Raw genomic sequence first — 24,658 nt, 5'->3', positions numbered from 1 at the left:
TAGCATTACCCTTGTTTCACCATGCCGAGCTCGCAGTCGACGAGCTGGTTGCCGTACAGCGCACGCTCGCGCGCGCCACGTGGCGAGCGGTCGGTGATCGAGAAAAAGAACACACCGGTGAAGGCAACGATCATCGAGAAGAGCGCCGGGTATTCGTACGGGTAGATCGCATGTGCGTGTCCAAGCACCTGCACCCAGACGGTCGGGCTGAGAATCGTCAAGGTTACCGCCGTGATCAGCCCGAGCGAGCCGCCGAGTACCGCGCCGCGCGTGGTCAGGCCGCGCCAGTAAATCGAAAGAAGCAGGACCGGAAAGTTCGAGCTGGCCGCAATCGAGAAAGTCAGACTGACGATGAACGCGATGTTCTGCTTCTCGAAGGCAATGCCCAGCAGAATCGCGAGCACACCGAGCACAAGCGTGGTGATCCGCGACACGTGCAGTTCTTCGCGGTCCGTGGCTGCGCCGCGGCGAATCACATTCGCGTACAGATCATGCGAGACCGCCGAGGAACCGGCGAGCGTCAGACCCGCGACGACGGCGAGAATCGTCGAGAAGGCGACCGCGCAGATGAAGCCGAGAAACACGTTGCCGCCTACTGCATGGGCGAGATGGATGGCCACCATATTCACGCCGCCGATCACCGCGCCGGAGGCCGTGTGATATTGCGGATCGGTCGCGACCAGCGCAATCGTGCCGAAGCCGATGATGATGATCAGGGCGTAGCCGATGCCGACAATGCCCGTCGCGTACAGAATGCTTTTTCTGGCGGCCTTCGCGTCGCCGACAGTGAAAAAGCGCATCAGGATGTGCGGCAATCCGGCCGTGCCGAAGATCAACGCCAGGCCGAGCGAGACGGCGGAAACCGGGTCCGACACGAGCCCGCCCGGCCGCATGATCGCGGCATGCTTCGGATGGGCGAGGATCGCCTGCGCGAAGAGGGCATTCAGACTGAAGCCGAAGTGGCTAAGCACCATGAGCGCCATGAAGGCGGCGCCCGCCAGCAGCAAGGCCGCCTTGATGATCTGAATCCATGTCGTGGCGAGCATGCCGCCGAAAAACACGTACACGACCATCAGTACGCCGACCATGACAACCGCGATCGTATAGTTGAAGCCGAACAGCAATTCGACGAGCTTGCCGGCGCCGACCATCTGGGAGACGAGATAGAGCAGAACGATGACGATCGAGCTCGAGGCGGCGAAGGCGCGGATCGGCCGCTGTTGCAGTCGATAGGACACCACGTCGGCCAGCGTATAGCGCCCAAGATTGCGCAGCGGCTCGGCAATCAGAAAGAGAATGATGGGCCAGCTGGCGAGAAAGCCGATCGAATAGATCAGACCGTCATAGCCGCTCGTGAAAACCAGCGCGGAAATGCCGAGCAGCGAAGCGGCGGACATATAGTCGCCGGCGATCGCCCAGCCGTTCTGGAGGGCCGTGATCTTGCCGCCGGCCGCATAGTGGTCGGACACGCTATGGTTCTTTTTTGCCGCCCAGCGGGTGATGAAGAGCGTCGAGGCGACGAACAGCAGGAACATGCCGATCGCGATCGGATTGTGCGAGCGCGCCGGCGCTGAGGTTTCGGCGGCGACGGCGGGCAGGGCGGTGAGGGCACCGATCAGTGCCGCGCTCAACAACCGGCCATGCCATAGAGGATTGCGTTTCATTTTCGTGCTCCTTGCCGGATTTCATTCACGGCGCGGTCCTGGGTGGTATTGGCGCGCGCGACATACACCGCGACCAGTACGAACGTAAAGACGAACATGCCGAAGCCGGCCGGAATCCCCCACGTTGCCGGATAGCCGTCGACGATTGGCCGGCCGAGCAACGCCGGTGCGAACGCAAGCGTGAGAATGAAGGCAAAGTACACAGCCAGCATCAGGATCGTGAGCGTCCACGAGAAGGTGCGTCGCGCTCGCACGAGTGCGCGAAAACGCGGATCGTCGAGCAGCGGATTTGCGGGGGGCGGCGGGTCGCTGACGACGGGCTGCGCGCTCATCGGATAGGTTGGGGCGCCATGTTCCACTTTGTCTCCTTTCGAAACGGCTTCTTATCGGTGCTGCGACAGTTGATCGAACCCACTGCAGGCACAACGAACATCTAAAAACGTGCGGGTACAGCGGTCTCGCGCATCACCGCGTCGGGCGTGCGATAGCGCTCGGCCATTTCACGGTCGACCTCGTTTTTCAATTGAGCCTGCATATAAGCGCCGAGGTGGCGTGCGTGCTGGACGATGGCCGCGCCGACTTGCGTGCGTACGCGGCTGTACTCCGCTAGTGCTTCCTGAACGTCTGCATGGCGCTTCAACGCGCTGACGAGCGCCATCGCGTCGCTCGCTGCCTTGGTGACGCCCATGCCGCAGTGCGGCCGCGCGACGAACGCCGCGTCACCCAGCAAGGCCACCCGGCCGAACGCCATGTGCGGCACTTCGAGGTCGAAGATGGGTTGGAAGAGTGGTTGGGTCGATTTGGTCACCACCTCGCCGAATTGCGGCGCGAGCAGCGTGAGCGCCGCTTCTTCCATGTCGGCGAGCACCTCGCGGCGAATCAGCGTTGGCGGAATGCCGCCCACCCAGCGTTTGCCGGATTCATCGGTCAGCAGGTTGGGCAACTGGACGTCTTCGCTCGTCGCGCGATACCAGACGAAGTTGTAGCGGCGTTCACCGGGGGTCGTGCTGTTGCCCTGGCCGGCAACCGGATAGCCGAGAATCTGTTCGCGCGGTGGCAGGCAGAAGGCAAACTTGTCGAACAACGCCTCGCGCGTTGCTCGCGACAGCGACGTTTCGTCGACCAGGCCACGCCATGCGACATAGCCGGCATACTGAAGCTTCACATCGGGCAGGAACCGCTCGCGAATCGCCGACTTGAAACCGTCCGCCGCAATGACAAGGTCCGCGCGCAATACCGTGCCGTCACTGAGCGACACGCTCGCCTGATCGGCTCCGTCTTCCACGGATACAACCGTGCCGCCGGCATGGTAGTGGACATCGGGGAGCGCGGCGCGCAGCACGTGATACATCTTGCCCCACGCGGTCAGGGTCTGCGGCAGTTCGCGCTCGGACAGCACCGCGCCGCTCTGCGCGAAGGTCACGCGCGACAGCACTTTGACGCCGATCGAGTCGTCGATTGCGATTCCCGCGGCAGTCATGGCCTCGAATAACTCGGGATGGGTGACGATGCCGGCGCCGCGGCCGGCCAGTTCTTCAGGAACGCGCTCGAAGATGTCGACATTCCAGCCGTTGCGTACCAGCAAATTGGCCACAAACAGGCCGCCCAGCGAGCCACCGACGATGATCGCCTTTAAACGTGCGGAAGGATTGGCCATGCTTACTCTCCTACGATGATGGGTGCACGATCGATGGCCGGATGGGTTTCGGCCAGACCGGCGAGTTCTTCGGCGGGGAAATTCAGTTCGATGGTCACGCCGGACGGGTCCTCGATAAACACCTGATGCAGGCCAAGGCTCGGCACCGTGCGATCGCGCCAGGCGACGCCTTCCGCTTGCAAGGTGTTCCACATGTCTTCGACACCCGTCGCGAGAAACGCGATGTGGTCGACCGTGCCGGTCCCGCTGGTGGGCAGTGCCTTGTCGCCGAGATAAGCGGTGAGCCCGACGGGATTGTCCGGATCGACGCCAATGATGTGGACGGTGCCGAAGTCGGCCTCATCACCGCTCTTGTAAAGCCACGCGCCCGGAAAATCGAAGGGCGGGCGGTAGCCCCGCTTGAAGCCGAGAATCCGCTCGTAGAAACGACAGGATTGCTCGAGATCCATCGTGCGGATCGAGTAGTGCGCAAGTTTTGACACAGGCATAAGGAACTCCTACTATGCTATTTATCGTTCGATTAGTGATCGATAGATAAATAGTAGGCGAATTCATCGCCTGGAGAAAGTGGCGTGACGACGGTGTTTACCCTGGAAAACTCGCTGGAAAACGCAAAAGAGCGTTGCGCAATGGGCGATGAAGCAAGTGGCCGGCTGTGGTGCCGGCCAGCGTCAGGCTTTGGTTTTACTGGAAGCTTTCGGCGCGTGCTTGAGCGCTTCAGGCACGCCATTGAGAAAGGCGTCGACCTGGCGCGCGATGTGGTCTTCAACGTTGTCGCTGACCGGCAGCCCGTAGATCCATTTCCGCACGCCGAGATAGAAGATGCTGGCGTGCAGGCTCCAGATCAGCTCCAGGTCGATGTCGCGTTGCCTCGTGCTGGTCGATGCCGGCAGCTCATAAGCCGAGCGGATTTCCGCCATGACGGGCAGGAACACGCGCTCGCGCAGCCGCGACAGATATTTGGAGTTGATGCCTTCGCGCGTCAATCCGGCGAAGATGAAAATCCGGATCCATTCGCGCCGCAGGATCACGCCGGCGTACGCCGAGTAGAACCTGACCATCCGTTCCTGGATCGGCACGGAGCGGTCTTTGATCAGGCATTCCCAACTCGTGTCCCATTGATAGACCTCTTCGTACACGCGGTCGATCAATGCTTCCTTGCTTGGGAAATAGCGGTAGAGAAGCGGTTGTGTCACGCCGAGTTGGCGCGCGAGCTCGCGGGTGCTGCCGGAGAATCCGTGTGTGGCGAAGTGGTCGACGGCCTTCAGCACGATCTGGCGCTCCCTCACTTCGGGGGCAAGGCGGCGCGTGATGCCCTTCTCGTTCTCATGCGCCTCGCTCTTCGACGCTGTGTGGACCGTTGGTGCTTTTCTCGGCATGGTGTGTTCGGTACCCAGGATGTTCGGACGGATCATACAAAGATTACCCTGGTCTGGCTAGGCGACGGCGCCTGCTGAGCGTGCTGCGGGCGGGTCGGGCGCGCGCGCAACGGCCGATTGCGATGTCGCTCGCGCTCAGGCCGGATGCGCTTAGTACAAATTTTTTGAACTGTACGTTCAGATTTTTCCGCGCATGCGAATTCGTCGCTGCTCTAGACTCCGGGGGATCCGCCGCTGAGTGTTCTCTCCTCAGTTCTCCCCTCGGTCTTCCCCCGGTTGTTCCGTTATCCGCTGTGTTTGGGATGCTCAGGTAATGATTCACATTGGCCCGCTTCAGGTAGACCTTGAGCGTCGGGAAGTGTTTCTCGACGGGCAGCCTGTGCGCCTCGGCAGCCGCGCATTCGACATGCTGGCCGTGCTGATCGCCGCGAACGGCGGCCTGGTGTCGAAGAACCAGATGCTCAAAGAGGTCTGGCCGAACGCGATCGTTGAAGAGAACAATCTTCAGGTTCATATGTCCGCGCTGCGCAAGATGCTGGGCGAAAGCCGCGGACTGATACAGACCGTATCCGGACGAGGCTACCGGCTGGTTCCGAGGGTTTCGTCGACGGCTGCCTCCGGCAACGCTGAAGATGACGACCCGCTCGACGACGTCGTGCAGGGCGAGCGCGTCCCCCACAACCTGCCTGTCAATTTGTCGGCGCTGATCGGACGGGACCAGGCGCTGGACGATGTTTCGCTGGCGCTCGCGTCGGCTCGCCACGTGACGCTCGTCGGCTCGGGCGGCATCGGCAAGACTCGCCTCGCCGTGGAAGTCGCACGCGGTTCGCTGGGGCGCTTTCCAGACGGCGTCTATCTGGTCGCGCTCGCCTCGGCTTCTGATGCGGGCGGCGTTCTCGCGGCGTTCGCGACCAGCATCGGCGTGAATCCGGCGAGCGGGCCGCTCACGCTCGCGCGCATCGGCAAGGAGTTCCGCGAGCGCCGCGTGCTGTTCGTGCTCGACAACTGTGAGCATGTGCTCGGCCACGCCGCCGAGCTTGCCGAGACGCTGCTGAGCGCCGGTCCCGCGGTGCGCGTGCTCGCAACCAGCCGGGAGGCGCTGCGCGTCGTGGACGAACACCTGTATTGGGTCGCTGCATTGCAGGTGCCCGCTCAGGACGAGCAAAATCAGCATATCCTGCAATGCAGCGCGGTCGAGTTATTCCTGTCACGCGCCCGCGCGATTGATGCGCGCTTCTCATCGGACGAAAGAAGCATTCAGCTGACCGGCATGGTGTGCCGCCGGCTCGACGGCATACCGTTGGCCATCGAACTGGCAGCGGCGCGCGCGGCGATACTCGGTATCGCGACATTGGCAAGCCATCTTGACGACCGTTTCAACATGCTGACCGGCGGCAATCGTACCGCGTTGCCGCGCCACCAGACCTTGAAGGCGACGCTCGACTGGAGCCACGCACTGCTCGACGATGCCGAGCGCACGACGTTGCGCCGGCTGGGCATCTTCGCGAGCAGCTTCACGATGGACGCGGCGATCGCCGTCGTGAGCGATGGCGCATTGCGGGAACTCGACGTGATCGAGGCGGTGTCGGGGCTGGTTGAAAAATCGTTGGTGGTGAGGTGCATGGCATGCGGCGGGGCGAGTTATCGCCTGCTGGAAACCACGCGTGCGTACGCGATGCAAAAGCTCGAGGATAACGGCGAGCAACGCGTCGTCGCGCTCCATCACGCGCGTTACTTCGTTGCTCTGCTGGAGCGCGAAGCGCTGAGCCGCGCGGACTCCGCGCGCGCCTTCGCCGACGGCTGGCATCATCAGATGCGCGCGTTGCTCGACGACTTGCGCATGGCGCTGGGCTGGACCCTGTCGCCGAAGGGCGACGAAGCGCTGGGTGAAGCGCTGGCCGTGAAAGTCGTGTTCATGCTCTATGAACTTTCGCTGGTCGACGAGTGCTGCGCATGGGCGCGGCGAGCCCTCGATAGTGTCGCTGCGACGCACCATGGCTCGCGCTCGACCCGCCACCTCCGTGTGCGCATGCAACTGAAGGCCGCGCTTGGGGCTGCCCTCGTCAACGTCAACGGACCGAACCAGGAAACCTTCGGCATCTGGTCCGAGGTTCTTGCCTCGGCGATTGCGCTTGGGGACCCTGCGTTTGAAGCCCGCGCGTTGTGGGGCATGTGGAACGCGAGTCAATCGTCCGGTGCGGCGCGCAATGCACTGGCGTTCGCCGGGCGCTTCGCGTTGCTCGCTTCCGAGGTGGGCGACACGGGCTGCGCGGTGCTCGGCAGCAGGTTGCTCGGGATCGCGTCGCATTACGCAGGCGATCAACGGCAGGCCCGGGCGTCGCTCGAACAATTCCTGCGGCAAAGCGACGGCCCGTATCAGCGCCTGCCGCTGGGCCAGTCCGTCGATCAGCGGATTGTCGGCTGCGCGACGCTCGCGCGCGTGCTGTGGCTGCAAGGTTTCCGCGATCAGGCGCTGCGACTTGCAGAGGATAGCGTGGTCGCTGCTTGCGATCAGCAGCAGGCGATGGTCACGAGTTATGTGCTGCTCGAGGCGCTCGTCCCGCTGGCGCTTTTGTCGAACAAGCGGGACCGGGCAGCCTACGCGATCGCGTTGCTGAAGGAGGTGTCGGCGCGCGCGGGTTTGAGCGTGGCGCAAGCGTGCTGCCGTTGTTTCGATGAGTACCTGCGCTCGATGGACGACGTGTCACCCGAGCGTTTGCAGGCTTTCCGCACGGCGCTGGACGATCTGGAGTCGCTCGAGTTCGGTGCGCCGCGCGCCATGCTCACCGGACAGTACAGCTACGCGCTCGGACGCTCCGGTCAGCGGGACGAGGGCATTGCCGCCGTCGTGCACGCGCTGCTTCAGTGCGACGAAACGGGGGATCATTGGTATGCCAGCGAACTCAGGCGCATCCACGGCGAACTGCTGCTGATGGAGCAGACGGGCGCGTCCCCGTCCAACGTGGTGGCAAGGGATGCGGAAGCGTGCCTGGTCGCGGCGCTGGAGGAATCGCTGATCCAAGGCTGCCGCACGCTGCAATTGCGGACCGCGACCAGCCTCGGCCGGCTTTGGCACGCGCAAGGCCGAAGCGCGGAGGCCGCCCAGCTCCTGAAGTCGGCCTGCTCGATCATTACCGAGGGCCTCGACTGGGACGATTTCACAGCCGCTGTCGATTTGCTGCGGATCGCGGCAGCGGCCAGCGAGCAGGCCGCTGCTGGCACCAACGGTCCGGTCGCCGCGCCTGCAGTGGGAGGCGCTTTCGATGCGCCGCCGAGCGCAAAATTCAGAGAGCGCGGCTAGGCGGCATTCACCCGTGCTCGTTTGATCCCCGCGGCGCGGCTCTCCCCGTGCCCGTCAATGCGTGTCCTTCAGATGTTTTCAGATCCATTTCAGGACATTCTCGCAGCAATCCAATAGCTTGAGCGGATTGGATGCGGGCGATCGTCACGGAAGCGGCTATGAGATCGTCGAACTGGCTCGGACCCACTTGCGGCAGCAGCACGCAGAACTGACGAGTAGCTTATGACTTTGCTGACGGACAGCCCAGCCTCGCCGCGATGGCGGGACGAGTTGAAGACGTACTGGAAGGACGACGGCCCGCGGTTCGTGCATATCGTGAAGGTGGCTGCCGCGGTGAGCCTCGCGATGGGACTGTGCATGCGGCTGGAACTCCGCACGCCGGCCACGGCCATGGTTTCGGTCGTGATCGTCATGATGCACCAGCAAAGCGGCATGGTGATCGCGCGCGGTTTCTATCGCGGCCTCGGCATGGTGTGCGGCAGTATGGCCGGCCTGTTGATCATCGCGTTGTTTCCGCAGCAGCCGATACTGTTCTTTATCGCGCTGGCTGCGTGGATCGGCGCGTGCGTATTCGGCGCATCGTATTACCGCAATTTTCAATCCTACGGTTTCGTCCTGACGGGTTACGGTACGGCCATCACGGCGATGCCGGCCTGGTCCAATCCCTATGGTGTTTTCGATAACGTCGTGTTTACCGTGAGCGAAGTGGTGATCGGCGTGGTGTGTGCAAGTCTTGTTAGCGCGGTGGTGTTTCCGCAGCCTGTCACGCCGGCGCTCTACGCGTCGAGTCGCAGAAACTTCACGAACCTGTTGAACGCAGTGCATGCGATGCTTGGGCGCGCGACGACCGTTGTCGGTTTCGACACGTTTCTCGACCTGATCCGCGAGCGCGCCGGGATAGAAAGTTTGCGTAGCGGGGCGGTATTCGAGGACCCGTCGATACGCCTCTTCAACCATGTCTTTCTCGATCTCGACAGGAGTTTCCTCGACACGGTCGCGTGGATTCATGCCTTGCATCAATTGAAGGCGCGCGTCGCCGTGGAGGCCGATCCGCGTGCGATCGCGGCTGTCGATGAACTGATCGACGCGCTGCTCGCGATCGTGCCGGCCGAGGCGCAACTCGAACTGATCACGCTCGACCAGGTCGAGACACTGTTGAGCCGTCTCGATGCTTTCGAGCAGGCACTGCCCGCGCAACTGGGCCGGCTGATCCATTCACTCGCGGATCTGTCGCCGCATCAACGACAGTTCGTTGCGACCACCGGCTCCGCGCTGTTCTTCTCGATTGCCGATCTTCGCCTGTATTGCAGAAACTATGTCGATGCACGCGCGGTCGATCGGCTGCCGTGGTCGCAGTCGGTGATCCATGCCATCGGCCGCATCGGTAGAACCCGTGCCACGGCCAACCGTACGGCTGCGCTCATCGCCGGCACGCGTGCGGCCGTGGCGGTGATGCTGGTCGGCTCGGCATGGCTCGCGTCGGGATGGGTGGGCGGATCGAGCGCGATCGTCGCGGTGGCGATTACGAGCGCGCTGTTTGCGCTCGTGCCCAACCCTGCTGTTGCGAGCTGGCAGATATTCTGTGGTTGCCTCGCGGGCTGGCTCGCCGGCTTCGCGTTCAACTTTTTTCTGCTGCCGCGCGTCGATGGTTTCGAGTTGCTCGCCGCATCGATTGCGATTTTCGTGATGATCGGCAGCTATGTGAATACGTTTGCGAGAACGTCGATCCTCGGGCTTGGTTTCAACATCTATTTCTGCTTCATCGTCGGCATATCGAATCCGACCGTCTACAACCCAAGCGCTTACCTCGACACCGGCTTTGCCTTGCTGGTCGGTATCGCGACGGCGGCCGCCGCATTTTCGATCATCGTGCCGCGCGCGGGCGACTGGATCTCGGCTCAATACCTCAAACAGATTCGCACACTGGTGTCGGATAGTGCGCGGGACGACGAGCTCGACGATCTGCTCTACACGTTCGAATTGAGTCTGCGTGATTTCATTATCCAGATCGCGTCGGCACCGGCCGATGCGCGAGTGGACCGCAATCACCTGATTGGCTGGGCGTTCGCGGCGCTGGAGATCGGCCGCGCGATGATCCAGATGCGGCTGGACACCGAACAGCTCGGAGAGAGGCTGCCGGCTGGATGGCTCGACGCGCAGACCACCTGGCTGGCGGCGCTCGCCGACGTGTTCACCGCTGTCACGCCGCAGGCCGCCGACGCCGCGCTGGTTGCGACGCGAAGGGCGCTGGATACGCTGCCGTTTGGGCAGAATAGTGCGGTCGATGCGACGATGCTCACGCACTGCCGGATGCGGGCGCTGCTGCATTTCACCGAGCTCGCGCTGCTGGACGATACCTTGTCCCTATGGCAACCAGCGGGGCAGCGGGCATGAAAGTGCGTTGCCTGGGCGTGTCCACAACGAGTCGATCGGCGGCCGCCGCTCTCGCATGTGCGTGGCTGTTGGGCGGATGTATCAACAGCGGCGGCATTCACACGCAAGCGTCGATGATCGACCCGGCAACGCTCGACCCCGGCGCTGCATTGCGCGCTACCCAGCAAGATGCGAAATGGCCGGCCGATAGCTGGTGGCGGCAGTGGGGCGACCCGCAACTGGACACGCTGGTTCAGGACGCCACCGCCGGCAACCCCGGCTTGCGCGCCGTGGAAACGCGCATCGACGAGGCGAGATTCCAGGCGCAGATCGCCGGCGCCAACGAGTTGCCGCAACTCAATGCGGGTGGCTCGTTCGAGCGCAGACGTTATGCCCGCTACACGACGCCGGCACCGCCCGGCGGCACGACGGTGTGGAGCAACAGCATCGAGGCCGACCTGTCCTATGACCTGGACCTGTGGGGCAAGTCGCGCGCGATCCGCGAAGGCGCGCTCGACAATGTGCACGCCGTCGCCGCGGACGCGCGCTTCGCGGAAATCGAACTGCAGACCGCAGTGGTGCGTAGTTACGTACAACTGGAGCTGCAGTACGCCTTGCTCGATGTCTACCATGCCGTGCAGAACGAACAGCAGCGCTCACTGGACATCGCAACGCGCCGCTGGCGCGCGGGTGTCGGCAGCCGACTCGAAGTCAGTCAGGCGTCGACCCAGTTCGCGATGAGCACAACGAGGGTGCAGCAGGCGGAGCAGCAACTTGCGTTGACGCGAATAAGCATCGCCGGTCTGATCGGCAAGGGGCCTGGCTACGGCGACTCGCTGCGCCGTCCGAGCCTCGCGCTGAACGTGCCGTTGGTGTTGCCGGCCTCGCTGCCGGCTGAACTGATCGGGCATCGGCCGGATGTGGCGGCCGAGCGCTGGCGCGTGCTCGCGGCGGATAAGGGCATCGACGCCGCGCACGCGGATTTTTATCCGGACATCAACCTGCTAGCGACCGCGTCGCTGGGCTCCGCGGCGACGTTCGGCGGCTTCTTCAACTTCGTGAACAGCGACGGCGTGGGTCATGGTGTGGGCGCTGCGATTTCGCTGCCGATCTTCGACGGTGGACGCCGTCGCGGCAATTACGGTGTGGCCGTCTCGTCTCGCGACGCTGCCGTCGATGCGTACAACCAGAGTGTGGTGAATGCGATGCAGGCGGTTGCGACGCAAGTCGTGTCGCTGCGCTCGCTCGGGCAGCAGCAGGCGTCGGTTGAAAACACGCTCGATTCTGCGCACGCTTCCTTCCGGCTCGCCGATACGGGCTACCGCAGCGGCATTACCGAATTCCTGAATGTGCTGGCGGCGCAGAACGAACAATTGCAGCAGGAGGAGAGCCTCGCGCAGATCCAGGCCAAACGCCTCGATTCGTGGGCGCTCCTGATGAAGGAGCTGGGTGGCGGTTTTGCGTCGGCGCCGCCCGGCCAGGTGTTGCAAGGAGCGGACGATGCCGGGCGAAATTGATCTGTTTTCCTTGCTCGTACCTGGTCTGCTGCCGGTTCTCGCGGGGTGTGTGCTGCTGTTTATCGTCCTCGACCTGGTGCTGGCCAGGCTTGGTTTCTATGACTATACGTGGCATCCCGGCCTGTTCCGGGTCGCGCTGTTCGCCGCGCTATTCAGCGGCGCTTCGCTGCTGCTGTTGCAATGAACATTGAACACCACAGGTCCCGTGAATTCGCTGACAGCTCCCGCCCGGTAACGAAGATGAAAACGCAATCCATCCTGCGCGCAGGTTTCACGCTAACCCTTCTGGTAGTGGCGATCGTGCTGGTTCGCATGCTGTGGCTGGACTATATGTTTTCGCCATGGACCCGCGATGGCCGGGTTCGCGCCAAGGTCGTGCAGGTCGCAACCGATGTGTCGGGGCTGGTCAGCGAAGTGCGCGTGAAGGACAACCAGTTAGTACGCCAGGGCGACGTATTGTTCGTGCTCGATCCGGCTCGCTTCCACTATGCCGTCGCGCAAGCCGACGCGGATCTTCAGCGGGCCCGGGCACAGATGGCCCAGGCCAAAGCCCAGATGACCGCCAGCGAAACCAGCGTCGCGATGAAGCGCGCGCAGGCGGCGCGTCGGGCCAATCTCGCGGGCGATGTGATCTCGGACGAGAGCCGGCAAGATTCGGCGTCGCTCGCGAAGCAGTCCGCTTCGTCTTATTCCGCCGATGTCGCTGCCTATAGCGCGGCGGAAGCCATGTACAAGGCAGCCGTGGTTGAGCGGCAGACCGCGTTGCTCAACCTGACGCGCAGCGAGGTGCACGCGCCGTCGGATGGCTACATCACCAACCTGAACCTGTATCCCGGCGATTTCGCGACCGCCGGCGTCGCGCGTATGGCGCTGATTGACTCTCATTCGTTTTGGGTCTATGGCTATTTCGAAGAGACGAAGCTGCCGCACGTGCAGGTCGGCGATCAGGCAGTCGTGCGGCTGATGTCCGGCGGCAAGGACATCCAGGGGCATGTCGACAGCGTGGCGAGCGGTATTGCCGATCGCGATAACCCAACCAGCAACGGGGATCTGCTGGCGGACGTCAACCCGATCTTCACGTGGGTGCGGCTCGCGCAACGTGTGCCGGTGCGAATTCATCTGGATCAGATTCCCGCCGGGGTCAAGCTCGCGATGGGCATGACCTGCACGGTGACGCTGCGGCCTCAGCGCAGCCATTGATCTGACGGCGGCGCGCAAGGCGCCGCAATTTGAGTACGTGAACGCAGACACCGTGCGAATTCGAAAACACCGCGAGCGTAACCGGTTCAAAGTAAGGGGCAGCGCGACACCGGCACGCCACCCCCCAGGCGCCGCCATCCTGTTGCTATTTATCGTTTTGAAACCAACGTATTTCCTGGAGAAAATAATCATGAAGGCAAAGTGGGCACTTGTATTTCTGGTCGCGTCGGTGTTTGGCGCGGTGTGCCAGTCGGCAAGCGCACAAGTCGCAGGCACGCAGACCATTGGCGTCAGCGTGGAGGAGTCCCAGCTCATCGTCGAAGGCTGGAGTACCACCAAGAGTCTGCTGGGCAAGAGCATCTATAACGACAGTGGCGAGAAAGTCGGGGTCCTCCACGACATCATCATCGCGCCGGATAACGCTGCATCGTTCGCGGTCGTGGCGGCTCATCAGTTTCTCGGGGTGTCGCAGCACGACGTGGCGATTCCGATGTCACAACTGGACTTTGTGAACGGCAAGCTCGTGTGGGCGGGCGCCACGCGCGACGCGGTCAAGTCGATTCCGGCCTTTCAGTATGCGAAGGTCCGCGCCATTCCGGTGGCACGCCAGGAATACGGTCAGCACTGACGGGCGCGCATGCGCGGCGCCGGGGGGCGCCACGCAGCGGCGAATTTGGAACGATTAAGGAAAAATAAGTATCGCGTTTGACACGGGCTCGCGCATGATCACATTCAGCTTAAAAGCTATCGGTCACCGGTAGGTCTGAGTGTCATGCGCACTGATAGCCATACTGGCTGTCATCCAGATGGACAGGCTTCCGGTATTCGTCAACGAACGCCGCTTCGAACGCCTATGTTTACGCCTGTCTGTTCCGTTCCGGCCAATTGCCGGCTGGCGGCCTGTTGATCCGCCCGCCATGAGAAATTGCCGACGCGCTTCCCCCACGGCGCGTCCCGACGTCCGCGTCGTGTCGACGCTCGCCGCCGTGATCGCGCTCGCCGTGTTCGGGATCGATGCGCTGACTCCCCTTGATATCGCGGTAGGCGTGTTCTACGTGGTGGTGGTGCTGCTGGTCGCTTCGGCCGGCAACCGCCCGGCCACGATCGCCGCAGCGTGGGGCTGTGTGGCGCTGACGCTGCTCGGCTTCCTGATGTCGCACGATGGCGCTTATTCTGGCGGCGCGATTGCGCGGTGCTCGGTGAGCCTGCTGGCGATCGCCACGACGTCGATCCTGGCGTTGAGAAACCTGGCCGCGACGACGCTGTTGCACGAGCAGGTCGAACTGCTCAAGCTCGCTCAGGAAGCGCTCGCGCGCTCCACCGCGGAACTCGCTCACGTCACGCGCATCACCACGCTCGGCGAGCTGGCCGCTTCGGTTGCGCACGAGGTGACGCAGCCGATCGCGGCGATCGTGACGTGCGGCGGTGCCGCATTGCGCTGGCTGAACCGTCCCACACCGGAGATCGACGAGGCGGCGCAATCTGTCGCGCAGATGATCCGCGACGCGAAGCGCGCGGATGAGGTCATCCAGCGGATCCGTTCGATGGCCAAAAAGCGCGACCGTCTACCGGTTGCAGTGGATCTGAACGGGATCGTCGGCGAATCGATCGAACTGATGCGGCTCGAACTCGAGCGCCACCGTGTCGAGTTTACCATCGACCTCGCGGCGCCCCCGCCCACCGCATGCTGCGATCGTGTGCAACTGCAGCAGGTACTGATCAATCTGATCATGAACAGCGTCCAGGCCATGGCCGACGTGAGCGGGCCGCGCAAGCTCCTGATCGCCACGCGCCGGTTCGACGACGCGCATGCACAGGTGATCGTGCAGGATTCAGGCACGGGGATCAGTGAGGAAAACAGCGGCTGTTTGTTCAATACGTTTTTTACAACCAAGGCCGAGGGCATGGGTATGGGGTTGTCGATCTGCCGTTCGATCGTCGAGGCACACGGCGGCCGCATCTGGACAGAATCACCGGCCGCGGGCGGCGCGGTGCTGCAGTTCATCCTGCCCGTTGATGAAGGGAGATGTCATGAGCAGTGATGTGCATAGCAATGCCGGCGGCAACGCGGGCCGCACCATGGTCTATGTCGTGGACGACGACGAGTCGATGCGCGAGGCTGTCAGCACGCTGCTGCGTTCGGTCGGGCTCGGCGTCGAAACCTTCGGCTCCGCGCAGGAATTCCTCGCCTACGACATGCCGGATGTGCCGAGCTGTCTGATCCTCGACGTTCGTCTCAAAGGTCAAAGCGGACTCGCGGTGCAGGAGCAGATCGCGGCCAGTCAATTCGGTTTGCCGATCGTCTTCATGACCGCGCACGGCGATATCGCGATGACAGTCAAAGCCATGAAGGCCGGCGCGCAGGATTTTCTTGCCAAGCCGTTCCGTGACCAGGACATGCTGGACGCTGTCGCGAATGCACTGGCGAGCGACGAGGCGCGACGCGCGGCCAGCCGGTCCGTCGCGGATCTGCGGACTTGCTACGAGTCGTTGACCGCGCGCGAGCGCGAAGTCATGGCCTTTGTCGCGGCCGGGCTGATGAACAAGCAGATCGCGGGCGAATTGAATCTGAGCGAAATCACCGTCAAGATTCATCGCGGCCAGGCGATGCGCAAGATGGGCGCGCGTTCGCTCGCCGACTTCGTACTGAAGGCGGAGGCGCTCGGCATCAAGGCGCCGCAAGGCATGACGGCGGCGCGCAACTCGCGTACCTGAGCGCATCGTGCGGGACGGTCCGTTGTTGGCGCATGGTGCACGCGCTTATCACCGGCATCGATCTCATACCTGTGTATAGGCAGCTCACCGTTTCTGGCAAGAAAACCGCCTCTATCCCGTCTTAATCCCCATGTTCTGGCGCCCGCGGCAGCCAGACGGGGGGCGTGCTGTCCGCATCCTTCGGGGCATGACTAAACCTGGATATGAGTCGACCCTACCATTGGTCATTGCGGGCAACCGTATGTAGGGCTAGTTGGAGTATTTGCGGTGCGATACCTTGGAGCCATCACAGGGCCCGATCAATTGGGCACTGTCTCACCACCAATCGGATGACCAGATCATGATCAGCTCGTTGACTTCGCCCGCTGCGCACGTCGTCCAGAGGAGTCGGGGTAGCCCGATCGCCGTGGAGGATCAATGGCGCACTCCCGGCGACGCTGATGCCAGCGCGCGGCAGCGAAGCAATATTCTCGTGTCGCGCTGGACCCGGAACGATGCCCAGCCGCTGGAGGTTGTCAATCCGGGTAGCGCGGCGCTTCATTGCGTTGCCATGAACCTGAAGTGCACGTCGCTGACGTTCGTGCACGCCGGCAGGGTGCTTGTGCGCGGGCGGGTGACGGCGGGCGCGGTGCAGATCACCGCACCGGAGGTGCCGTGCCGCGCCGTGTTCGAGTCGCCGGGCGACGTACTGCATCTATTCGTCTCCCAGCAGGTGCTCGGCGAATGCTTTGAAGACGTGTTCGGCCACCCGCATGCGGGCGAGATCCGTATCGACGATCCGAAGCTCGTGCGCGACCCGGCGCTCGAACGTCTCGGTCAGGCGCTTGCTGTGTCGCAGTCCGACGACGCCGCGCTCGGCAAGGTCTTCACCGACAGCGTCAGTCTCGCCATCGTATCGCGCGTGATCGCACGCCACTTCACGGTTGCCGAACGGCAGACCCGCGAAGCGAGTGCCTTGCCTTCATGGCGGCTCAGCCGTGCGATTGAATACGTCGACGCGCACCTGTCCGAATCGATCGGGCTGGCGGACATTGCCAGCAGCACGGGGCTGACCCGCATGCATTTCGCTTCGCAGTTCCGTCGCGCGACTGGCATGCGTCCGCACGAATACCTGTTGCGACGCCGGATCGAACACGCACAACATCTTCTAGCCCAGTCGAGACACAACGTGCTCGACGTTGCGTTGAGCTGCGGCTTCCGATCGCAGGCTCACTTTACGACGGTGTTCAAACGCCTGGTAGGGGAGACCCCATTTTGCTGGAGGAGGAAGGCGAATGCCGATCGCTAAACAGATTCACGCGTTTCTGGAAGTCAGCGAAATATTCCTGCGGCAGTCCGGAAACGGGCTATTCAATGACGGAATGTCATCGCTGGAAAGCGTGGGACGTGCTCGCGATGCCCGGACCTTGTTGGCCTGCGTACTGCTCAACAGCAAGACCTCAGCCAGTGGCGGTAACGGCGGCGGTGGCGGAAACGGCCACGGCGCCATCCCGGCACGCCTGGAGGATGGTGCTTGAGCAGCGCAACCGGACGTGCCAGAGCTGCTGGATGGGCAACCTCTCTGGAGCCGCCTCGATGATCAACTGGATTATCCGAAACAGGAGTGCAATCATGCTGGCGAATGCGAATTTCACCGATCCCTGGATGCAAACTCTCGGTTTGCTGTCTGTCCTGTCCGGCGACACCGACGCCGGCGTCAACGAATTGGCCGCGGCGGTCTCCCGGAACGGCCGCAAGAATTGCGACCTACCGGTCATGGGAAAACGCTTTGAAGTCCAGGTGCATGTGATCGACCGGCCGTCGAAGTCGACCGCGACGGTCATATGGCGCGACCCGACCCGCTGTTCCTATGGCGATCAGGTTTGGCACGCAAGCCGCGCGCGCGTGACCGGCGTTTGCGCCATGAGCGGACGCGGGATCCAGCCGGGCGACGCGATCTACAAGCCCCGTCCCTGCCGCCCCGTGCCGCTCAACTCCGGCGCGATGATTCTGCGCACCGTACTCGACAACGCCGTCGCACTCTGAGCGCGACGCTTTAGTCGATTTAGCGGTCGAATGTTGCTTCCTTGATGATTGACGACTCGCTGGTCATCCTTGCAGCTGCACGTATCTCTATGCGATGACCAGCGAATCCGCCGGAGCGTCAGCAGCCGCGTGATGACGGTTGGAGCCCACCGCGAAGTTCATCGAAACAAATTGCGCATAGCGCGACGCAACCAGCCGCATGTCGGCCTTATCCCGCAGCTTGTCGGCGGCATACGCGCGCGTGGATTCGAACAGCCGATACTTCGCTTCCGATTCGTCGAGAATGACGTTCACAAGCGATTTCGCCACCAGTTCGCCGACTCCATCGATCACGTCCTCTTCGGGCAGTTCCATATCGCACACGACGGCGCGCATCGAGTCGAAGGTGAGCGGACTGTTGAATAGGGACAGGCGCTGGAACAGGCATTGAGCGGTTTTGCTCAGTAGCGCAAAGCTTGCATCAAACGTTGCGCGCAACGTTCGGTGGTGTGGCATGGCGGTGCGATAGCCGCCGGTCAGAATCGCCAAACGGTCATCCAGGCGCCGACGCACACCTTCGACGCCCAGCGCCTCCGCACGGCCCGCGGCCAGCTCGATCGCAATCGGGATGCCGTCCAGTCTGCGGCAAATCTCGCCGATCAGCCGAACTTCGCTTTTATCGGCGCAGACGTTTGCCTGCAGCGAATTCGCACGCTGAATGAACAGGTCGACGGCGGGACTTCGCAGAATGTCTGCATCGCTGGAATCGGCTTTCGGCACGTCCCCAGCGGGTCGACTTTGAAGAGCATCTCCGAGCGGATGCGCAATGGTTCCCGACTCGTGACCAGCACCCGAAGCGCATCGTTTTGCGAGAGCAACGGCTCGACGATTTCCGCCACGCTGCCGACAATATGCTCCGCGCCGTCGAGCAACAGCAGTCGTGGCGTTTCAGAAAACGCCGCCGCGAGAGACGGGACGGTAACGCAGCCGCTTTCCACCGGTAGCCCACAGCTTTCCATGATCGCGCGCAGCGCCGCCTCCTTTGTGTTCAGGAGCCAACTCGACGAACGAGACGTTTTCGTCGAACTGGAAGGCCACCTGGCGTGCCACTTCAATCGCGAGACTTATCTTGCCGTCCCCACCCGTGCCGGTCAGCGTCACGACCGGCGCTCGATCCAATGCTTCGCGTAATTGACGGGTCGCAGCATCCCGTCCTACAAGCGCCGCTCGACGGGCCGGCAAGGAAGGTTTCACCGTTGCCGACGACCGGGGTTGCTCCGGCGCCGACTGATATGAGGCCGTGCAAGCTGGTATCCGCGACCGGGCACCGTGACGATGAGATCCCGATTCGCGCCGAGTACTTTGCGAAGCGCAGACATGTGCACATCGATATTGCCTTCTTCGACGATGACGCCTGGCCATACTGCATTCATCAACTCGTCTCGCGTCACCGGACGCCCACCTGCGCAGACGATCACCGCCAGAATGTCAAAGGCGCTGGAACCAAGGCAGACGAGTTGGCCATCCAGTTGCAAGCGACGGCATTCCCAGATCAATGTCGAAACGTCCCAGTTTCATGATTTAGTACCCCAATGAAGGAAAGTTAATGGCGTCCTGATCCATCAGCACTTATTCCCATGGGCGTGCCCTTTAGCGCGTCAGTTATCCTTTGCTAGGAACCGTTAGCAGCCCCGCCAGGCGGGCGCTTGCGGCTGCGGCAACGCACTTTGCTACCCGCCCGCAAGCATTGCCATGCGGTCGTCCAGCCGGCCGTACATCGGGCCCGGGCTGGACTTCAGGCGCTTAATGCGAGGGCCGCTCAGCCGCGTGTGAACCGGCCATTACCTTGCCGCGGAAGATGTAGTACTGGTAGAGGTTGTAGCCGATCATCACCGGGAAGATGAGTCCGATCCCGATCAGCATGAACACGAGTGTCGAAGAGTCGGATGCCGCTTCGACAATACCGAGCTTGCCCGGAATGAAGTCGGGAAAGAGGCTGACTGCGAGGCCAATGAACGACACGCCGAACAGGGCGACCGACGCGCGGAATGGCGCGCGTGATCTTCCCATAGAGAGTGAGCCCACAACGTAGGCGAATGCGAAGGCCGCGGCCGCGCCGAGCCCGATCAGCAGATGAAACACGCCGCGCTGGGTCCAGCGGTCATGGCCGACCGCGCTGATGAGCCAGGTCGCTGCGGTCAGCAGCGCGGCCGCGGCGACCGTGATGAAGGCGCTCAGCAGCGCGAGACGGCGCGCCCATTGTTCGAGCTCCCCCACGGTTTTGTTGACGAGGTAGGTCGAGCCGAGCAATGAATAACCGGCCACCACGCCGACCGCTGAAACGGCGACGAACACGCCGCTCAGTTCGCCCGGCAGGAGTCCCGTGATGACCTTGCCGAGCACCACGCCCTGGGCGATCGCGGCGATGAGACTGCCGATGCCGAACACCTTGTCCCACAGTGGACCGTGCGTCGCGCTATGGCGGAATTCGATCGCGGAGCCGCGCATGATCAGACCTGCGATGAGCGCCATGACCGGCAGATACAGATCCTGCAAAAGCCGCGCATACGCCTCGGGGAATGCCCCGAAAAGCGCACCGCCGAGCACGACGAGCCACGTTTCGTTGGCGTCCCAGACGTGGCCGATCGTCTGCACCATCACGTCGTGATCTTCGCGGCGCTCGCGTAGCAGGCTGAGTATGCCGATGCCGAGGTCGAAGCCGTCGGTGACCACGTAGAACGCCAGCATCAGGCCGATCAGGCCGAACCAGGTGAATGCGAGCGTCGTGTGAATCGAGTTGTCCATGAGATGTCCTCGTAACGGGAATGGGTTAGTACCCGGTGACACTCGCCGCTGCTTCGGCTTTGACTGGCGCAGGCGGAATCAACGTGAGATCGGGACCGGTGCGCAGCCAGTTGCGCGCGAGCACGAAGAAGGTGAGCAGCAGCACCACATAGAAGGCGAAGAACATCACCATGCTCAGGGTCACCGACGTCGGCGCCACGCTCGACACAGCGTCTTTCGTGCGTAACAGCCCATACACGACCCAAGGTTGGCGGCCCACCTCGCGCACGATCCAGCCGGCCTCGACCGCCGCATAGGGCAGGGGAATGCACAGCACCCATGCGAGCAGCAGCTTGCGTTGAGCGAGCAGGCGCTCGAGGTCGCCGCGCGTCTTGCGCAGCACGTATACAGTCCAGAACGCCAGCGCCATGAAAGCGAAGCCGATGCCGGCCATGACACGGAACGCGTAATACAGCAGCGGAATCATCGGCGGCTGGTCGGCCGGCGGGAAATCGGTGAGGCCTTTGACCTGGCCGTGCAGCGTATGGGTGCTGAGAATGCTCAGCATGCCCGGCACTTCAATCGACCAGTCGTTGCGCTGAGCCTTCTGGTTCGGCCACGCGAGCAACGACCATGACGCACCGGTGCCGGGCTTGTTCGTAATCCAGTTGCCTTCAATCGCCGCACCCTTTGCCGGCTGCGTTTTGAATACGCTGCCGCCGCTCGAATCGCCGAGCCAGATCTGGATCGGCGCGGCGAATACGAGCACCAGCAACGCGATCTTGAATGAGCGTGCGAAGAAATCCGGATTGCGGCGTTTGAACAGGTTCCACGCGGAAATGCCGGCGATCACGAACATGCCGGTTTCGATCGCCGCGACCCACATGTGCGTGACACCCCAGACCATATCCGGATTGACGATCGCGGCGGCGTAGTCGGTCACGACGATCTTGCCGTTCTCGACCGCAATGCCCGCCGGCGTCTGCATCCACGAATTGGCGACCATGATCCAGAACGCGGAGATGCTGGAGCCCAGCGCGACCATCGAGGTGGCGAAGAGATGCACGCCGCGCGGCACGCGACCCCAGCCGCGCAGCATTACGCCGATGAAACCTGCCTCGAGCATGAAGGCCATCGCGCCTTCGAAGCCAAGGATGTTGCCGAAGAACTGTCCGCTGTAACGGGAAAAACCTGCCCAGTTGGTGCCGAACTGGAATTCCATCGGGATGCCGCTGACCACGCCCACCGCAAAGTTCAGCACCAGCAGCTTGCTCCAGAAACGCGCTTGCCGATAGTAATGGATGTTATCGGTGCGCAGCCACAATACCTCGATCAGTACGAGGAAGGCCGAAAGACTGATGGTCAGGATCGGCCACATGATGTGAAAAATGGCTGTCATTGCGAACTGGGCGCGCGACAGATCGAGTACGCCAGTGAGATGCATGATGAACTCCCGCGGTGCGAAGCGTGACTTGACGTTCGTTGAGGAACATGAAGTGCAAATCATGGCTTGCTGTCGAGCACTGCGCTTGTTCAAACGCCCGCCCGTTTCATATTCGCACGCCGATCGGTACGCGCGGCGCGCACGCCGATTGCGGCTCCTTGTGTGCCGTGCATTTTCGAAACCGCAAAGGCGATCTGGAAAGATCGGCGGAGCAGGCGGCCGAATAATGTTCTCAACGCGCAGAGGCTGCATGACCGTTGGCGGCAGCGTCCCCGCGTTCTTCGCGTCAGATTCCGAGAAGAAACCTGGAGAACCATCATGCGCTACCTGGACAATACACAGCACGACATGAATCGAAGCGATCTGGCGTTTCTGCCGGATGCCGATCTGACCGATAAGAAGGCTTGGCCCGCGTCCGATCTGCCGGCGCCTGATGCGCCGGTTCTCGGGCGATGGACACGGCGGGTGGTTATCGCGACGGCCGTCTGGTCGGTCTGCGAGCTTCCATTTGAGGTCTGGTTCAGTCGCACCACACAGGAGGCAGTCTGCTGCGTTGCCGCAAAGGCGCTATGGCTGGCGCTCGTGTCCTTCGTTCTGGCCGGAAGCCGTTCAGCGCGCATCGCCTATGCGTTTATTTGCACGATTGGATTGATGGCCGTTGCATTCGGCCTGCCTGCCGAATACCGGGTGTTTCCGCTGGGATTCCTGCTGTCTTCGGTGGAGTGCGTATTAAAGGCAACAGCATTCGTTTGCCTTGTGTCCGCAGGCATCTATCCCGAGGAGGCGTGATCCTGCGAACGCATGAGGAAGTCATGCCAAGGTGTGATGGCAGGATGCGGCCTGGTGTGGTTAATGTGCCGCGGACCGCTGCTGGCGGGTTTGGACCGTGGCCCGCCGCAACCGCGGGGACTGTATCCCTATGGGTAATAGATTCGGACGATTTTCCCAATTAGTATGGTTCTAACGACGCAAGCCTCGCACTGGCCGCGTAAGTGCCAAGGGTGCGGACTTCGAACGTGCCCGTCCCGCTAATCAACCAGGCGTGAGTGCAGCATGATAAAGATCGGTCGAGTAACAGTGTCGCTGGACATGCGCGAGGTGTACCTGGATGATCGGCTGGTCCAGATCGGGTCAAGGGCATTCGATATCCTCGAGTTGTTGATCCAGGCGAGGGGCAAGACTGTCACGAAAGACGAGATTCTTCGGCGCGTATGGCCGAATTCGGTGGTGGAAGAAAATAATATCCATGTCCAACTGTCGGCGCTCAGAAGGATCCTGGGCGCTGACAAACAGGCGATTCGCACGATCTCGGGGCGGGGCTACCGGCTCGCCATTCCAGGCGAAGGCAATGAGCCGGCTGCTCTCGCCGGAGCCGTTCAGGGCGGACAGGCAGGCGCGACGCGCGTGAGCGGTCCACCGGTTTGCCATGCGCCATTGATCGGGCGCGACGGCGCAATGGCTGAAATCACGAGGGCCTTGAATGGGACGCCGATTGTCACCTTGCTTGGACCGGGGGGCATCGGCAAGACGCAACTCGGCATCGCGGTGGCGAGGTCGATCGCGGCTGCGTCGGACCAGGAAGTGTGCTTCATCACGCTGGCTGCGGTGGAGAGCGCCCAGCGCGTTGTCAGCATGATCGCCGAAGCGCTGGGCGTCGGAGGTGCCGATGGCGACGTTCCGCTGCAGTCGCTCGTCGCCGCGGTCCAAGGGCGCAAATTGCTGGTCGTGCTGGACAATTGCGAGCATGTGATCGAATCGGCGGCAACCGTGTGTGAGTTGCTCGTCCAGGCAAGCGCGGACCTGCGCATTCTGGCGACGAGCCGCGAGCCGTTGCGAACTCGGGACGAGAAATTCTATTGGGTCGCGCCGCTTGACACGCCGGGCGCCGAGGCGGGCGCGGAGGCAATTTTAGACTGCAGTTCGGTACGGATGTTTCTGGCGCAGATGCGCGCACTCAATGCCGGCGTCGACACCGACCCTGGCAGCCTCGACATGGTCGCGACGATCTGCCGCCGGCTCGACGGCTTGCCACTTGCTCTCGAACTGGCAGCGGCCCGTGCGGCAGTGTTCGGCATTCGCAAGACGGTTTCCGAGCTCGACGACCGGTTCCAGTTTCTGACGGGCGGCCGCCGTACTGCGCCGCCGCGGCAGCAGACGCTGGAGGCTACGCTCGACTGGAGCTATCAGCTTCTCAGCACGACGGAGCGGATTGTGCTGCACCGGCTCGGTATTTTGCCGGCAAGGTTTTCCCTCGATGCGGCCTGTGCCGTTGCTGCCTGTCAGCGCTTGTCGGCCGCCGAAGTGACGGAGGCGATCGTCGGCCTTGCTTCCAAGTGCGTCGTCATGACAACCTTCGACAGCAGGGCAAAAGAATATTTCCTGCTCGAATCGACGCGCGAATATGCGCTTGGCAAACTGTACGAATCGGACGAGGCGGATGACGTGCTGACGAGAAACGCGGCCTATCTGGCGCGGTTTTATGAGCAGCCTTATGAGCGCGGTTTCAGGCCGGCGACGCTTAGCAGCAGCCTTGCGGCGAAATCCGCCGCAGCGCGGTGAAGTGGGCGGCAATGAGGCCTGGAGAGGGTCTTTCGGAGCCTGGTCTCATGTACTATGACGG

22 protein-coding genes and 1 pseudogene are annotated in these 24,658 nt (G+C 62.5%); 13 read left to right on the top strand and 10 right to left on the bottom strand.

The genetic code is table 11. The features are described from left to right. Positions 1–5: 5 nt before the first annotated feature. The 5 genes from actP to ACUN0E_RS19920 all read right to left on the bottom strand — a co-directional run bounded on the left by actP (position 6) and on the right by ACUN0E_RS19920 (position 4,700). Positions 6–1,664 carry a cation/acetate symporter ActP gene (actP, locus tag ACUN0E_RS19940; protein WP_445567711.1) on the bottom strand — a complete coding sequence of 553 codons (1,659 nt, stop codon included), beginning with the start codon at positions 1,662–1,664 and terminating at the stop codon, positions 6–8. Then, on the bottom strand, positions 1,661–2,023 hold the full coding sequence (locus ACUN0E_RS19935) for a DUF485 domain-containing protein (RefSeq protein WP_445567710.1): 363 nt from the start codon (positions 2,021–2,023) through the stop codon (positions 1,661–1,663). The genes actP and ACUN0E_RS19935 overlap by 4 nt, the downstream gene beginning before the upstream one ends. A gap of 74 nt (positions 2,024–2,097) precedes the next feature. Then, on the bottom strand, positions 2,098–3,321 hold the full coding sequence (locus ACUN0E_RS19930) for an FAD binding domain-containing protein (RefSeq protein WP_445567709.1): 1,224 nt from the start codon (positions 3,319–3,321) through the stop codon (positions 2,098–2,100). A 2-nt stretch (positions 3,322–3,323) separates the two neighbouring features. Then, the gene (locus tag ACUN0E_RS19925; protein ID WP_445567708.1) at positions 3,324–3,809 is read right to left on the bottom strand and encodes a VOC family protein; all 486 of its coding nucleotides are present in this window, start codon (positions 3,807–3,809) and stop codon (positions 3,324–3,326) included. A 183-nt stretch (positions 3,810–3,992) separates the two neighbouring features. Next, entirely contained in the window at positions 3,993–4,700 is a 708-nt protein-coding gene (locus tag ACUN0E_RS19920; protein ID WP_445570483.1) for a TetR/AcrR family transcriptional regulator, read from the bottom strand. A gap of 313 nt (positions 4,701–5,013) precedes the next feature. On the opposite strand from ACUN0E_RS19920, the gene ACUN0E_RS19915 reads away from it, so the two are divergent. From ACUN0E_RS19915 to ACUN0E_RS19865, 11 genes and pseudogenes are all read left to right on the top strand, one after another. Further along, the gene (locus ACUN0E_RS19915; protein WP_445567707.1) at positions 5,014–8,001 is read left to right on the top strand and encodes a winged helix-turn-helix domain-containing protein; all 2,988 of its coding nucleotides are present in this window, start codon (positions 5,014–5,016) and stop codon (positions 7,999–8,001) included. Positions 8,002–8,223: 222 nt separating this feature from the next. Then, the gene (locus ACUN0E_RS19910; protein WP_445567706.1) at positions 8,224–10,395 is read left to right on the top strand and encodes an FUSC family protein; all 2,172 of its coding nucleotides are present in this window, start codon (positions 8,224–8,226) and stop codon (positions 10,393–10,395) included. Continuing rightward, positions 10,368–11,891 carry an efflux transporter outer membrane subunit gene (locus ACUN0E_RS19905; protein WP_445567705.1) on the top strand — a complete coding sequence of 508 codons (1,524 nt, stop codon included), beginning with the start codon at positions 10,368–10,370 and terminating at the stop codon, positions 11,889–11,891. The genes ACUN0E_RS19910 and ACUN0E_RS19905 overlap by 28 nt, the downstream gene beginning before the upstream one ends. Next, positions 11,875–12,075, top strand: a complete 201-nt coding sequence (locus ACUN0E_RS19900; protein WP_408329387.1) for a DUF1656 domain-containing protein — start codon at positions 11,875–11,877, stop codon at positions 12,073–12,075. The genes ACUN0E_RS19905 and ACUN0E_RS19900 overlap by 17 nt, the downstream gene beginning before the upstream one ends. Before the next feature lie 56 nt (positions 12,076–12,131). Further along, positions 12,132–13,091, top strand: coding sequence for an HlyD family efflux transporter periplasmic adaptor subunit (locus ACUN0E_RS19895; RefSeq protein ID WP_445567704.1), 960 nt, complete (start codon positions 12,132–12,134; stop codon positions 13,089–13,091). 190 nt (positions 13,092–13,281) lie between these two features. After that, on the top strand, positions 13,282–13,719 hold the full coding sequence (locus tag ACUN0E_RS19890; protein ID WP_445567703.1) for a PRC-barrel domain-containing protein: 438 nt from the start codon (positions 13,282–13,284) through the stop codon (positions 13,717–13,719). A 661-nt stretch (positions 13,720–14,380) separates the two neighbouring features. Next, a pseudogene (locus tag ACUN0E_RS19885) lies at positions 14,381–15,133 on the top strand (sensor histidine kinase); the annotation flags it as partial. Then, positions 15,123–15,806 (top strand): response regulator transcription factor, encoded by a 684-nt coding sequence (locus tag ACUN0E_RS19880; RefSeq protein WP_445567702.1) that lies wholly within the window; start codon positions 15,123–15,125, stop codon positions 15,804–15,806. The pseudogene ACUN0E_RS19885 and the gene ACUN0E_RS19880, both read left to right, overlap by 11 nt. 340 nt (positions 15,807–16,146) lie before the next feature. Beyond that, the gene (locus ACUN0E_RS19875) at positions 16,147–17,094 is read left to right on the top strand and encodes a helix-turn-helix domain-containing protein (protein WP_445567701.1); all 948 of its coding nucleotides are present in this window, start codon (positions 16,147–16,149) and stop codon (positions 17,092–17,094) included. Then, positions 17,081–17,323: a hypothetical protein gene (locus ACUN0E_RS19870; RefSeq protein WP_445567700.1), complete on the top strand. Its 243-nt coding sequence runs from the start codon at positions 17,081–17,083 to the stop codon at positions 17,321–17,323. Before ACUN0E_RS19875 ends, ACUN0E_RS19870 begins: the two co-directional genes overlap by 14 nt. A 94-nt stretch (positions 17,324–17,417) precedes the next feature. Continuing rightward, complete coding sequence (locus ACUN0E_RS19865) at positions 17,418–17,831, top strand: DUF3331 domain-containing protein (RefSeq protein ID WP_445570482.1); 414 nt, start codon at positions 17,418–17,420, stop codon at positions 17,829–17,831. Between the two features lie 87 nt (positions 17,832–17,918). Here ACUN0E_RS19865 and ACUN0E_RS19860 read toward each other — a convergent pair whose 3' ends face one another. The 5 genes from ACUN0E_RS19860 to ACUN0E_RS19840 all read right to left on the bottom strand — a co-directional run bounded on the left by ACUN0E_RS19860 (position 17,919) and on the right by ACUN0E_RS19840 (position 22,038). Continuing rightward, a complete protein-coding gene (locus ACUN0E_RS19860) occupies positions 17,919–18,590 on the bottom strand; it encodes an ATP-binding protein (protein WP_445567699.1) in 672 nt (223 codons plus the stop codon). A 168-nt stretch (positions 18,591–18,758) separates the two neighbouring features. Next, entirely contained in the window at positions 18,759–18,971 is a 213-nt protein-coding gene (locus ACUN0E_RS19855; protein ID WP_445567698.1) for a hypothetical protein, read from the bottom strand. Between the two features lie 89 nt (positions 18,972–19,060). Further along, on the bottom strand, positions 19,061–19,345 hold the full coding sequence (locus tag ACUN0E_RS19850) for a winged helix-turn-helix domain-containing protein (RefSeq protein ID WP_445567697.1): 285 nt from the start codon (positions 19,343–19,345) through the stop codon (positions 19,061–19,063). Positions 19,346–19,613: 268 nt separating this feature from the next. Further along, a complete protein-coding gene (locus ACUN0E_RS19845) occupies positions 19,614–20,615 on the bottom strand; it encodes a cytochrome d ubiquinol oxidase subunit II (RefSeq protein WP_445567696.1) in 1,002 nt (333 codons plus the stop codon). 25 nt (positions 20,616–20,640) lie between these two features. Further along, the gene (locus ACUN0E_RS19840; RefSeq protein ID WP_445567695.1) at positions 20,641–22,038 is read right to left on the bottom strand and encodes a cytochrome ubiquinol oxidase subunit I; all 1,398 of its coding nucleotides are present in this window, start codon (positions 22,036–22,038) and stop codon (positions 20,641–20,643) included. A gap of 318 nt (positions 22,039–22,356) precedes the next feature. Between ACUN0E_RS19840 and ACUN0E_RS19835 the strand changes: the two genes are divergently transcribed. Together ACUN0E_RS19835 and ACUN0E_RS19830 are read left to right on the top strand one after the other, a co-directional pair. Then, positions 22,357–22,827: a hypothetical protein gene (locus ACUN0E_RS19835; protein WP_445567694.1), complete on the top strand. Its 471-nt coding sequence runs from the start codon at positions 22,357–22,359 to the stop codon at positions 22,825–22,827. Between the two features lie 264 nt (positions 22,828–23,091). Continuing rightward, on the top strand, positions 23,092–24,597 hold the full coding sequence (locus ACUN0E_RS19830) for an ATP-binding protein (RefSeq protein ID WP_445567693.1): 1,506 nt from the start codon (positions 23,092–23,094) through the stop codon (positions 24,595–24,597). The last annotated feature ends 61 nt before the right edge of the window (positions 24,598–24,658 follow it).

It is taken from the genome of Paraburkholderia sp. D1E, assembly GCF_052682275.1.
This window is presented reverse-complemented; position numbering and strand designations above follow the sequence as displayed.